We start from the raw sequence: 12,430 nt of genomic DNA on the forward strand, positions 1-12,430 counted from the left end.
TAACGTCGGCGCAGTGACGCCGGACACACGACTGCAGACCGCGCGTGAGCTGCGTGGCTTCCTGCGCCGCAGCCGCCGTCCGGCGACCGGCCCGACCGGTGTGCTCTGCACGGCGCTCGAGACCCTGCACGGCGTCCTGCCCTACGACTGCGCCGCCTTCGCCCGCTGGGACCCGGTGGCCTGCCGGCACGTCACCCTGGCCGGCATCGGCTACCCGGCGGCGGTACTGCGGTTCCTCGACACCCGGATGCACGCCGACCCGCTGTTCGCCGAGGTGCACCGCAACGGCGGCCCGTTGCGGGTGCGCGACATCCCGCGGCCCCGGCGCCGCGGGGAGATCTTCGAGACGGTCATCGAGCCGCTCGGGTTCGCCGACGGGCTCACCCAGTGCCTGTTCGCCCGTGACGGCCGGTACCTCGGCATGCTCAACGCCAGCACGATGGACCGCCGCCATCCCGACGACGACGCGGTCGCGCTGCTCGACCTGCTCGCCGACGACCTCGCCGCGACCCTGGACCCGTTGCCCGCGGCGGTTCCCGCGACCGGGGCGCTGGCCGACGGCCGCACCGAGGGGATTCTCGTCACGGCGGCCGCACGGACGGTGGCGCTGTCCGGGGGCGCCCGGCCGGAGCTCGCGGCGCCCGGCTCCCCGCTGCGCCCGCTGCTCGACGACCTGCTGGCCGGCCGGGAACCGCCGGGAGCCCTGCTCGTGCTGCTCGGCACCGATCTGCTGGCGGTGAGCCTGTGCGGCGGCGCGCACGGTGTCGTCGTCCTGCACCGCACGGCCGATCCGCCGTTCGGCCTGACCCCCCGTGAGCTCGAGGTGCTCGACGCGGTGTCCCGCGGCCGGACCAATGCCGAGACGGCCCGCGCGCTGCGGGTCTCACCGCGGACCGTCGCCACGCATGTCGAGCACGTGCTGGCCAAGACCGGCTGCCCCAACCGGGCGGCCGCCGCGCGGTTGGCCACTCGGCTGGGCCTGCTGGTCCGAGGCCGGCCGGTCAGGACGCCGGGGTCACGTTGTTGTTGACCTGGAACAGGTTCGTCGGGTCGTACTGTGCCTTCACCTGCCCCAGCCGCAGCAGGTTGCGCCCGAAGGCGGTGTCCGTCCCGGCGCGCACCGGCTCGTCGTCCAGGCCGGTGAAGTTCAGGTACACCGCGCCGGTGCCGTGCTTGCGGACCTCATCCCAGCGCGACCGCACCCACGACACGATCGAGCGGTCCTGGTCGGGATCGGTCCACATGCCGTCGATCGAGACCATGTAGGGCGGCTGCCGCTGGGCGAAGGCGGTGGACTCCGGGTCGACCGCGCTGAGCGCGCCGCCCATGTGGAACGTGTTGACCAGCGTGATCGGTGCCGGCCGGTCCTGCGCGGCCGCGTCGATGGCCGCGATCGCCTCGTCGGACAGGCTGTCGAGGTACTGCGACTTCCAGTACGAGCGCAGCGTCTGCCGCGGGAAGAAGGCGTCGAAGCCGGACTGCACCGCGGTGAAGGGCGTCGGCCCGGACATGTCGAACAACGGGGTGGCGAGTTCCCGCAGCGGGGCCAGGACCTCGGCACCGCGATCCGGGTCTCCCGCGTACACCCCGCCGACGATCGCGACCCGCCGGTCGTGGATCACCTCGGGCATGCCGGGTACTGCGGGGAAGGTGATGGTCAGCACGACCGAGGTGACGTCGTCGGGCGCGGTCGCGGTGTAGTCGCGCCAGCCCTCCAGGATCTGCCGCAGATCTTCCAGCGGGTAGAACGGCGCCGCGAAGGCGACGATCGGGCCCACCGGGTGCAGCCGGAACGTGAAGGACGTGACGACCCCGAAGTTGCCGCCGCCGCCGCGCAGCGCCCAGAACAGGTCCGGTTCGCTGTCCGCCGACGCCGTCCGAACGGTCCCGTCGGCACACACCACCTGCGCCTCCACGAGGTTGTCGCTCGACAGCCCGTACCGGCGCCGCAGCCACCCGTAGCCGCCGCCCAGGGTGAGCCCGGCGACGCCGGTGTCGGAGACGACGCCACCGGGGGTGGCCAGCCCGATCACCTGCGTCTCGCGGTCGACGTCCCCCCACAGCGCACCGCCCTGCACGTGGGCGAGTCGGCGGAGCGGGTCCACCTGGACGCCGTTCATCGCGGAGAGGTCGATGAGCAGGCCGTCGGAGACGGTGGACAGCCCGGAGACGGAGTGACCACCGCCCCGCACGGCGACGAGCAGGCCGTGCTCCCGGGCGAACCGCACGGCGTCGACGACGTCCGCCGTGCCGCTGCAGCGCGCGGTGAGGGCGGCCCGGCCGTCGTGCATCGGGTTCCAGGCGGGCCGCGGCTCCTGCTCGGGGTCGAGCGGCCGGTCCAGCAGGGAACCGCGCAATCCTGCTCGCAGGGCCTCCACGGCCTCGTCGGTCAACTGCCTGCTGGCGCCGTCGACGCCGGTGAGCGTGATGGTCATCGTCGGGTTACCTCCCGTGGGGGTGCTGCGGGAACACCGGATGGCCCGTCCGGTTCACCGGCGGGCTCGGGGCACAGCGAGCGGGCGAGGTTACTCCGGGTCGGATGGGCCCACAGCCGCCGTTCGGCCCTTCGCCGGCCTGCCGACCGGCCCTGCTCAGCGGGGGGGGTGCGCGGCGAGGACGTCCGCGACCACGGGCAGCGCGCGTGCGAGATCGGCGCGGCCGGGGCCGGCGTAGCCGAGCACCAGGCCGGCGACCCGGGGATGATCCCACCCGTGGTGGCGGGCGAGTCCGTCCAGCGCGATGCCACGGTCGGCCGCCGCCGCGATGACCGCACGCTCGGCGGCCGCATCGACCAGCGGGACGACGACGTGCGCCCCCGCGGCGTCACCGGTCACCGCGTGACCCACCGCGCCGATCGCGGCGGCGACGGCCGTGCGACGCCCCGCGAGCTCGCGGCGCAGGCGGCGCAGGTGGCGGGCCAGATCGCCGTGCGCGGCGATGGCGGCGAACACCCGCTGGCCGGCCGGGGACGGCCGGGAGCCGGTGCGATCGCGGTGGTCGAGGACCGCGGCGCGCACCGCGGGTGGGCCGACCAGCCACCCCGTCCCGAGGGTCGGGGTGAGCAGCTTGCTCGCCGTGCCGAGATGGACGACCACGTCGGGCCCCAGCGCGGCGAGCAGCGGCAGCGGGGCGACGTCGTAGCGCAGCTCGCCGTCGTAGTCGTCCTCGATGATCAGGAATCCCTCGGCCCGGGCCCGCTCCACCAGCGCCATCCGCCGCGCGGCCGGCAGCCGCCCGCCCAGGGGGAACTGGTGGGCCGGAGTGCAGTAGACGGCGGCCGTCCCGGCCGGCAGCGCGTCGACCACGAGACCGCGCGCGTCCACCCGGGCGGGGACGATCTCCAACCCGGCTTCGGCCAGCGCCCGCGCCGCCCGCCGGTATCCGGGTTCCTCGACGGCCACCCGCGCGCCCCGCGGCAGGGTACGGGCCAGCTCGGCGATCGCGGCCGTGCTGCCCGCGGTGCCGAGGACCTCGGCCGGGCGGGCCGGCAGCCCGCGGTGCCGCAGCAGGTGCTCGACGACCGCGGCCCCGAACTCGGGCAGCCCCTCCGGCCTGGGCTCCGCGTCCGGCACGGCGTCGGCGGCGGCCCGCCAGGCCCGCCGCCACGCGGAGCGGTCCAGCACCTCGACGCACGGTGTCCCCGGCCGCAGGTCGATCAGCGCGGCGGAGACCGGGGCGGGCACGGTGGGTGGTGGACCCGCCGCCGGCGCCGTGACCGCCGGGACGGCCGTGACGAACGTGCCCGACCCGGTCCGGCCCGTCACCCAGCCCTCGGCCAGCAGTTGTTCGTAGGCCGCGGCCGTCACCGTCCGGCTGAGGCCCAGCGTCGCGGCGAGCGAGCGGGTCGAGGGCAACCGGTCCCCGGCCCGCAGCACTCCGCTCGCCGCCGCCGACCGCAGCGCCGCCGCGAGCTGCACGCCCAGCGGGGCGGCGCCGTCGCGGTCGAGCACGATCGGCGGGATGTCCGGGACGTCCACCGAAACGGCCTCTCAGATTCGATGCGGATTGGCTCTCCCAGGATGCCACTGGATCCCGCACCCTGACACGCGTGACGACGACCGCAGCTCCGCTGTCCCCGACCTCCCGCAGCTCCGTCGGCCGGCACCGCGAGCGGGCCCGCACCGACCGCGCCGACCTGTACGCGGTGCTCGACGCCGGGCTCGTGTGCCACCTCGGCCTGGTGGTCGACGGCGCACCCGTCGTCCTGCCCACCGGGTACGGCCGCATCGGCGACACCGTCTACCTGCACGGATCGACGGGAGCGCGCTACCTGCAGGCCGCCGGGCAGGCCGTCCCGGTCTGCCTGACCGTGACCCATGTCGACGGCGTCGTGTACGCGCGCTCGGTGTTCAGCCACTCGATGAACTACCGCAGTGCGGTGGTGCACGGCGTCACCCGCGCCGTGACCGACGACGACGAGCGGCTCGCCGCGCTGCGGGCGATCGTCGAGCAGCTCTCCCCCGGATCCTGGGGACACGCCCGGCTGCCCACCCGCCGGGAGCTCGCCGCCACCGCGGTGCTGGCCGTCGACCTCGCCGAGGCCAGCGTCAAGGTCCGCACCGGCCCACCCGCCGACGACGAGGAGGACGTGGCCGCCGGCGGCCGGTGGGCCGGGGTGCTGCCGGTGCGTACGGTGTTCGGCGCTCCGGAGCCGTGCCCGCGCCTGGCCTCGGACGTCCCGGCGCCGCCACACGTCGTTACTCGCTGAAGTCCGCTGTGGTCACTCTCTGACATCTCGACTGTTCGCGACGGGCACCAAAGCACCGCACCGGGTGAACTACGCTCAGGTTGCGTGAGACCTGCTCCCCCGCGGCCGTGCTACCCCGAGGCCGAGCGCCTCGATCTGGTCGAGAACGTCCACGGGCACGCGGTTGCCGATCCCTACCGCTGGCTCGAGGAGCCCGACGACCCGCGCACCCGTTCCTGGTCGGCCGCGCAGGACGAGCTCGCCCGCGGTCACCTGGACGGGCTCCCGGGACGCGACCGGCTGGCGGACACCGTGCGGCAGCTGCTCGCCTCGGGTTCGGTCTCGGCCCCGCTGTGGCGGGCCGGGCGGGCGTTCTTCACCCGCCGCCGGCCCGACCAGGAGCATGCCGTGCTGCACGTGCGCGAGCCGGACGGCACCGAGCGGGTGCTGCTGAACCCGACGGGGATCGACCCCAGCGGCCTCACCACGCTGGACGCCTGGGTCCCCGACCTGGAGGGCCGGCGGCTGGCCTACCAGCTCTCGGTCGGCGGTGACGAGAACTCGGTCCTGCACGTGCTCGACGTGGCGACGGGAGACGCCGTCGACGGACCGATCGACCGCTGCCGCTACTCCGACGTCGCGTGGTTGCCGGGCGGCGAGGAGCTGTTCTACGTGCGCAAGGTCGCGCCGGGTGAGGTCGGCCCCGGTGAGGAGGACTTCCACCGACGGGTCTGGCGGCACCGCATCGGCACCGCCGACGAGGACGACGAGCTCGTCGTCGGTCCGGGCCTCTACTGCGACCACACCTACTACGGCGTGCGGGTCTCCCGGGACGGGCGCTGGTTGCTGGTCAGCGCGAACGTCGGCACCGCCCGCCGGGACAGCCTCTGGATCGCCGAGCTCACGCCGGGCGGGTCGACCCCGGAGCTGACCCCGATCCTCACCCAGGCCGACGACGTCCGCGCCGCGGCCTGGGTGGACCGCGACGGCCGGCTCTACCTGCACACCACCGACGGAGCCCCGCGTTTCCGGCTCTGCGTCACCGACCCGCGCACCCCGCAGCGGGAGCACTGGCGCGAGCTGGTGGCCGAGGACCCCGACTCGGTGCTCGACGGCGCCCGCTGGTTGCAGCCGGCGGGCACCACGGAGCCGGCGGACGCGTTGCTGGTCCTGGCCCGCAGCCGGCACGCGGTGGCCGAGCTCGCACTGCACACCGCGACCGACGGGACGCCCCGGGGCACCGTGCCGCTGCCCGGCACCGGTTCGCTCACCGGCCTGTCCACCGCCGACCTCGCCACCCCCGGTGAATGGGGGAAGGTGTGGATCGGCTGGACCGACCTGATCACTCCGCCGCAGGTCCTGCGCTTCGACCTGACGGCGATGGAGACCGTGCTCGAGACCGCCGCACCCGGGGCGGTCGTCGTTCCGCCCACCCACAGCGAGCAGCGCGAGTTCACCTCGGCCGACGGCACCACGGTCCGGATGTTCGTGGTCACCCCGAGCGGCCCGCCGCAGGCACGTCCCACGCTCGTCACCGGTTACGGCGGCTTCGGCATCGCCCGGGAGCCCGCCTACACCCCGTCCGCCCTGGCCTGGGTCGCCGCCGGCGGCAGCTACGCGCTGGTCTCGCTGCGCGGCGGCGGCGAGGAGGGCGAGGAGTGGCACCTGGCGGGTAATCGCGGCAACAAGCAGAACGTGTTCGACGACCTGCACGCCGCGGCCGAATCGCTCATCGCCTCCGGCACCACCACGGCGGACCAGCTCGCGATCATCGGCGGCTCCAACGGCGGGCTGCTGGTGGGCGCGGCGCTCACCCAGCGCCCGTCGCTCTACCGCGCGGTCGTCTGCTCGGCCCCCCTGCTGGACATGGTCCGCTACGAGGAGTTCTCCCTGGGCCGGACATGGAACGACGAGTACGGCACCGCCGCCGATCCGACCGAGTTCGGTTGGCTGCTGTCCTACTCGCCGTATCACCATGTCCACACGGGCACCGAGTACCCGGCCGTGCTGTTCACCGTCTTCGACTCCGACACCCGGGTCGATCCCCTGCACGCCCGCAAGATGTGCGCGGCGCTGCAGCACGCCACCTCCGGGGACATCACCCGTCCGATCCTGCTGCGCCGTGAGACCGACGTCGGGCACGGCACGCGCTCGGTGTCGCGGACCGTCGCTCTGACCGTCGACCAGCTCGCTTTCCTCGCTGCCCACACCGGATTGGAACTCGTGTGATCCCTTTCGCCCAACCGGACAGCATGGCCCCCGAGCAGCCGGTCTGCGCCGCGGATCCCGGAACGTGGTGCGCGCGGTTCTACCAGTGGACCAACAACGACTTCCTGGCGCAGTCGGCCGACACGATCATGAGCAAGACGTTCGCGATCACACTGATCGTGGTCGTGGCCCTGCTGGCGCGGTACCTGATCCACCGGGCCATCACCCGGCTCATCGAGGGTGCGACGAGCGGAGCCGTGTCCCGGCTGGTGCGCAGCCGGATCCAGCAGCGGAGGCGTCCCGGGGCCGCCCCGATGGTCTCTCAGCGCCGGTCACAACGGGCCCGCACGATCGGCTCGGTGTTGCGGTCGATCACCTCGGCGGTCGTGCTGCTCATCGCGACGGTGATGATCCTCGCCGAGTTCGGGGTGGCGCTCGGCCCGATCCTCGCCTCGGCCGGGATCGTGGGTGTGGCCATCGGTTTCGGTGCGCAGAACCTCGTCCGTGACTTCCTGTCCGGCATGTTCATGCTGCTGGAGGACCAGTACGGGGTCGGTGACATCGTCGACCTCGGCGATGCGAGCGGCACCGTCGAGGCGGTCGGGCTGCGGATCACCACTGTGCGCGACCTGCAGGGCACGGTCTGGTACGTCCGCAACGGCGAGATCCTGCGGGTCGGCAACATGAGCCAGGGCTACGCGGTCGCCGTGGTCGACGTGCCGCTGGCGCATACCGCGGACACCGGCGAAGCCTCCGAGATCGCCGCGAAGGCGGCGGGCGAGCGGCTGGAACGCGACGACCTGTCCGACGACGTGCTGGAGCCGCCGGAGGTGCTCGGCGTGGACCGGGTGACCAACGAGGGCGTGATCCTGCGGCTGACCGTGCGGGTCAGCCCGGGCCGGCAGTGGGCGGTGCAGCGCGCGCTCAACGCGGCCATCACCGACGCGTTCGACGACGCCGGCATGCCCCGCCCGCTCATCTTCCCGCGGCCGGTGGACGGTGCGAGCCCGACCGCGGCGGGCAAGGGATGATGGAGGGGTGAGTACCCCGCAGAACTTCTACGCCGAGGTCGGCGGCGCCCCGGTCTTCCGCAAGATCGTCTCACGTTTCTACGAGCAGGTCGCCGAGGACGAGGTGCTCCGGCCGCTCTACCCGGAGGAGGATCTGGGGCCGGCGGAGGACCGGCTCCGGATGTTCCTTGAGCAGTACTGGGGCGGCCCGCGCACGTACTCCGACCAGCGCGGCCACCCGCGGCTGCGGATGCGGCACGCGCCGTTCAAGGTCGGACCCATCGAGCGGGACGCCTGGCTGCGCTGTATGAGGATCGCCGTCGACGAGGCCGGTCTGGACGCCGAACACCGCGACCAGCTCTGGCACTACCTGACCTACGCCGCCGCGAGCATGGTGAACTCCGAGTTCTGACCGGGCTTGGCTACATTGCCCCTCGTGCGGTGGTGGCGGGACGCGGTCTTCTACCAGGTCTATGTCCGCAGCTTCTCCGACTCCGACGGGGACGGCGTCGGTGATCTGGACGGCATCCGCAGCCGGCTGGGGTATCTCGAGCTACTGGGCGTCGACGCACTGTGGCTCACCCCGTTCTACCGCTCGCCGATGACCGATCACGGCTACGACGTGGCCGATCCACGCGACGTCGACCCGGTGTTCGGCAACCTCGCCGCCTTCGATGCGCTGGTCGAGGAGGCGCATCGGCACGGCATCCGGGTCACCATCGACCTCGTGCCCAACCACTCCTCCAGTGAGCACGAGTGGTTCCGGGCCGCGCTGGAGTCGGCGCCGGGCAGCCCGGAACGGGCCCGCTACCACTTCAAGCCCGGTCGCGGCCCGGACGGCGCGGAACCGCCGAACAACTGGCACAGCGTCTTCGGCGGCCCGGCCTGGTCCCGGGTGCCGGACGGCGAGTGGTACCTGCATCTGTTCGCAGCCGAGCAGCCGGACCTGAACTGGACCAACCCGGAGGTCTGGGCGGATCTGGAGAAGACGCTGCGGTTCTGGTGCGACCGCGGTGTCGACGGCTTTCGCATCGACGTCGCGCACGGCATGTCCAAGCCGGAGGGCCTGCCGGACCACGCCGGGCCCGGGGCGGCGCTGCTGGCCCACACCGACGACGACCCCCGCTTCGACCACGAGGGCGTGCACGACGTGCACCGGATGATCCGTGCCGTGCTCGACCACTACCCGGGGCGGATGGCGGTCGGCGAGGTCTGGGTCCGCGACGACGACCGGTTCGCCCGCTATGTGCGGCCCGACGAGCTGCACCTCGGGTTCAACTTCCGGCTGGTGCAGACCGCGTTCGACGCGGCCGAGGTGCGGGAGGCGATCGAGCACTCCCTGGAGTCGGTCGCGGGCGTGGGCGCGCATCCCACGTGGACGCTGTCCAACCACGACGTCTCCCGGCCGGTGACCCGCTACGGGGGCGGCGCCCTGGGGCTCGCCCGGGCGCGGGCGATGGCGCTGGTGGTGCTCGCGCTGCCCGGCGTGGTCTATCTCTACAACGGAGAGGAGCTCGGCCTGCCCGACGTCGAGCTGCCGGACTGGGCACTGCAGGACCCGGTCTGGGAACGCTCGGGCCGTACCGAGCGGGGTCGCGACTCCTGCCGGGTGCCCGTGCCGTGGGAGGGCGACGGGCCGGGCTTCGGGTTCACCTCCGGCGAGCCGTGGCTCCCGATGCCCGACGACTGGGCCGCGCTGACGGTGGCCGCGCAGATCGAGGACACCGACTCCACGCTGTCGTTCTTCCGGCGGGCACTGGAGCTGCGCGACGAGCACGCGGTGTCCGCCGGTTCCGGGGTCGAGTGGTTCGGCGCCCCGCCCGGCTGTCTGGCGTTCCGGCGTTCCGGTTCGACGCTGGTGTGCGCGCTCAACACCTCCGACGAGCCGGTGCCGCTCCCCCCGGGTGACGTGCTGCTGACCAGCGGGCCGCTGTGCGACGACGGCCGGCTGCCCCCTGACACCGCCGCCTGGCTCGCCTGACCCGGCCCGCTCGCGCGGTGGTCAGCCGGTGAACAGCGGCAGGGACGTGATGCGACGGCGCACGACCGCGCCGTAGCGGGCGTCGAGCCGCAGCCACGACCCACTGGCCGAGACTCGCACGACCGGCTCGCCGCCGCCACCGGCGCCGGTGTCGGCGCCACCGAGGAACCCCATCCCCGACAGGGCGAACAGACACCGCATCGGCACCTTCACCGCCGGGCCGGACCCGGCGCTCACGGTCAGCACCGTCTGGTCCAGCAGCGACGCGGGCGGTCCGAGCGGCCCGCTGTGCTCGCGGGCCAGCGCCAGCCCCTGCTCGGTGAGGCGCTCCAGTTCGGCGGCGGGCACGTCGTCGACGATCGACCAGCCCTCGTCGGGCGGCAGCATGGCCTGCCACAACCCGCCGCCCGGCCCCGGGTCGATCGACTCGGACCGCTCGACGGCCAGCGCGGTGAGCAGGCCGGACGCCGGCACGGTGACGTCATCGGGTTCGAGCGAGCCGTGCACCGACCGGGTGGCCAGTACGTCGAACGGCGTCGCCGCCCACGCCGTCACGCGGTCCCGGGCGGCCCGCAGCCGCACGAGCGCGACCGGGTCGAGCCGGACCACCCGCGCGGTGAAGGCGCCGAGGTCGTCGCGCTCGGTGGGATCGGACAGCCGCAGCTCGGTCACGCTCCGTCCGCCCAACGTTCCAGGAACTCCCGCTCGGGCGGGCTCAGCCGGCGCGGGCGCTGTGCGTCGAGGTCGAACAACGCCATCCGGGTGCGGGCACCGACGGCGACCGCGTCGTCCGCCCCGGGACCGTCGTGCATCTCGTAGCTGATCGAGAACGAGGCGGCCCGCACCTCGTGCACCCACATCGACACCCGCAGCGTGCTCGATCGGTACGGGATCTGCCGGCGGTAGTCGACCTCCAGCCCGGCGACGAGCAGCCCGTCCGCGAATCCGGTGATCCCCTCCCCCGCCGCGGCGTCGAAGAACAGGCCGATCCGGGCCTCCTCCAGCAACGTCACCGTCCGGGCGTGGTTGAGGTGGCGGTAGGAGTCCTGGTCGGTCCAGCGCAGCGGGACCTGCGCGACGTAGCGAGCCACGCCGGAAAGCTTCTCAAACGCCCGGCGTCAACCGATCAGCGAGCCAGGCCTCGCAGCTGCCGCGACACCACCGACAGCGTCGCCAGGTCGAGCTGGCCGGCCGTGCCGATCTCGTGCAGCGCCGCCCGCGCCCGCACCAGCCGTGAGGCGTTGGCGCGCTCCCACTGCGCAATGGCCTCGACAGCCGGTGTGCCCGGCGCCGCCTCCCGCAGCGTGTCGAGCGTGATCGCGCGCAGCGACCCGTACAGGTCGTCCCGCAGCGCGAGCCGGGCCAGCCCGTGCCACCGGTCACCGCGCTGCAGCGCCGTGACGGAGGTCAGCGCCAGGTCGATGCCCAGGTGTTCGGACAGTGCGTAGTACAGCTCGGCGACCTCCCGCGCGTCCCGCGGTTCCCGATCACGCTCGGAGAGCTCGGTCAGCTCGACGACATCGAGGAGCCCGTATGCGTACATCAGCTCGGCCGAACGGCGAGCCAGCTCCGGCGGCGCGCCCTGCGCCTGCAGCGCCTCGGCCCCGGCGGTCACCGCCTCGCGCTCGCGGCCGCACAGCAGCTCGGAGAGCTGCGAACGCAGGGCCCGTACCGTCGCAGTGAACCGCGCGGCCTCGGCGCCCACCGCGAGGGGTTGCGGACGGTTGGTCAGGAACCAGCGGGAGGCCCGGTCGAGCAGCCGCCGCGAGTCGAGGATGATCCGGTCGGCGACCGCGATCGGCACCTCGACCGAGCGGGCGGCGGCCCACAGCGCGGGCAGCTCGAACACCGCGGTGGTCACGGCGTAGGCACGCACGGCGTCGGCCGGCCCGGCCGCGAGCTCCTCACCCAGCCGGAAGGCGTAGCTGATCCCGGCCCCGTCGACCATCTCGTTGACCAGCATCGTGGTGACGATCTCCCGCCGCAGCGGGTGCCCCGCGACGGCGGCCGGGAACCGCTCACGCAGCGGCCGGGGAAAGTACTCGGCGAGCCGGCCGGCGAACGCCGGCACGTCCGGCAACTCGGTGTCCAGCAACCGCCGGGTGAGGTCGAGCTTGACGTGCGCGAGCAGGGTGGCCAGCTCCGGGCTGGTCAACCCGAGACCCGCCGCCGCCAGGTCGGCGAAACCCGCCTCGTCGGGCAACACCTCCAGCTCCCGGTCCAGCCCGGTCCGGGCGACCAGGTCGGCGACCATCCGCCCGTGCACCCGGACCATCTCCGGGGCGTGCGAGCGGGCGATACCCAGCACCGCGTTCTGGTCCCGGTTGTCGGCCAGCACCAGATCCGCCACCTCCTCGGTCATCTCCACCAGCAGCGCCTCCCGCCCACCGCGGTCGAGATCCCCGGCCGCGACCAGCCGGTCCAGCAGGATCTTGATATTCACCTCGTGGTCCGAGCAGTCCACCCCGGCCGAGTTGTCCAACGCGTCGGTGTTGATCCGCCCCCCACCCCGGGCGAACTCGATCCGCCCCCGCTGGGTCAACC

The 12,430-nt window shown here is 73.6% G+C and carries 11 protein-coding genes; 6 read left to right on the forward strand and 5 right to left on the reverse strand.

Annotation, left to right across the window (positions count from 1 at the left end):
- Positions 1-13: 13 nt before the first annotated feature.
- Positions 14-1,030, forward strand: coding sequence for a helix-turn-helix transcriptional regulator (locus tag HF519_RS32770; RefSeq protein ID WP_169412224.1), 1,017 nt, complete (start codon positions 14-16; stop codon positions 1,028-1,030).
- Here the strand turns inward: HF519_RS32770 and HF519_RS09395 are convergent.
- Together HF519_RS09395 and pdxR are read right to left on the reverse strand one after the other, a co-directional pair.
- A complete protein-coding gene (locus HF519_RS09395) occupies positions 1,002-2,435 on the reverse strand; it encodes an FAD-binding oxidoreductase (protein WP_169412225.1) in 1,434 nt (477 codons plus the stop codon). The genes HF519_RS32770 and HF519_RS09395 overlap by 29 nt on opposite strands.
- Positions 2,436-2,591: 156 nt before the next feature.
- On the reverse strand, positions 2,592-3,977 hold the full coding sequence (gene pdxR, locus HF519_RS09400) for a MocR-like pyridoxine biosynthesis transcription factor PdxR (RefSeq protein ID WP_169412227.1): 1,386 nt from the start codon (positions 3,975-3,977) through the stop codon (positions 2,592-2,594).
- A 71-nt stretch (positions 3,978-4,048) separates the two neighbouring features.
- Here pdxR and HF519_RS09405 point away from each other — a divergent pair, with 71 nt between their 5' ends.
- The 5 genes from HF519_RS09405 to HF519_RS09425 all read left to right on the forward strand — a co-directional run bounded on the left by HF519_RS09405 (position 4,049) and on the right by HF519_RS09425 (position 9,886).
- The gene (locus HF519_RS09405; protein WP_312860010.1) at positions 4,049-4,708 is read left to right on the forward strand and encodes a pyridoxamine 5'-phosphate oxidase family protein; all 660 of its coding nucleotides are present in this window, start codon (positions 4,049-4,051) and stop codon (positions 4,706-4,708) included.
- 84 nt (positions 4,709-4,792) lie between these two features.
- Complete coding sequence (locus tag HF519_RS09410) at positions 4,793-6,916, forward strand: prolyl oligopeptidase family serine peptidase (protein WP_169412229.1); 2,124 nt, start codon at positions 4,793-4,795, stop codon at positions 6,914-6,916.
- A 23-nt stretch (positions 6,917-6,939) separates the two neighbouring features.
- Positions 6,940-7,926, forward strand: coding sequence for a mechanosensitive ion channel family protein (locus HF519_RS09415; RefSeq protein ID WP_169412231.1), 987 nt, complete (start codon positions 6,940-6,942; stop codon positions 7,924-7,926).
- A gap of 7 nt (positions 7,927-7,933) precedes the next feature.
- Positions 7,934-8,317: a globin gene (locus tag HF519_RS09420; protein ID WP_169412233.1), complete on the forward strand. Its 384-nt coding sequence runs from the start codon at positions 7,934-7,936 to the stop codon at positions 8,315-8,317.
- A 24-nt stretch (positions 8,318-8,341) separates the two neighbouring features.
- Complete coding sequence (locus tag HF519_RS09425) at positions 8,342-9,886, forward strand: glycoside hydrolase family 13 protein (protein ID WP_169412235.1); 1,545 nt, start codon at positions 8,342-8,344, stop codon at positions 9,884-9,886.
- Positions 9,887-9,907: 21 nt separating this feature from the next.
- Here HF519_RS09425 and HF519_RS09430 read toward each other — a convergent pair whose 3' ends face one another.
- From HF519_RS09430 to HF519_RS09440, 3 genes are all read right to left on the reverse strand, one after another.
- Positions 9,908-10,558 (reverse strand): DUF8185 domain-containing protein, encoded by a 651-nt coding sequence (locus HF519_RS09430; RefSeq protein ID WP_169412237.1) that lies wholly within the window; start codon positions 10,556-10,558, stop codon positions 9,908-9,910.
- Positions 10,555-10,977 carry an acyl-CoA thioesterase gene (locus HF519_RS09435; RefSeq protein WP_169412238.1) on the reverse strand — a complete coding sequence of 141 codons (423 nt, stop codon included), beginning with the start codon at positions 10,975-10,977 and terminating at the stop codon, positions 10,555-10,557. The genes HF519_RS09430 and HF519_RS09435 overlap by 4 nt, the downstream gene beginning before the upstream one ends.
- A 35-nt stretch (positions 10,978-11,012) precedes the next feature.
- On the reverse strand, positions 11,013-12,430 hold a 1,418-nt coding region (locus tag HF519_RS09440), incomplete at its 5' end, for an NAD-glutamate dehydrogenase domain-containing protein (RefSeq protein WP_211169769.1).

It is taken from the genome of Pseudonocardia bannensis (assembly GCF_012911875.1).
GTDB lineage: Bacteria > Actinomycetota > Actinomycetes > Mycobacteriales > Pseudonocardiaceae > Pseudonocardia > Pseudonocardia bannensis.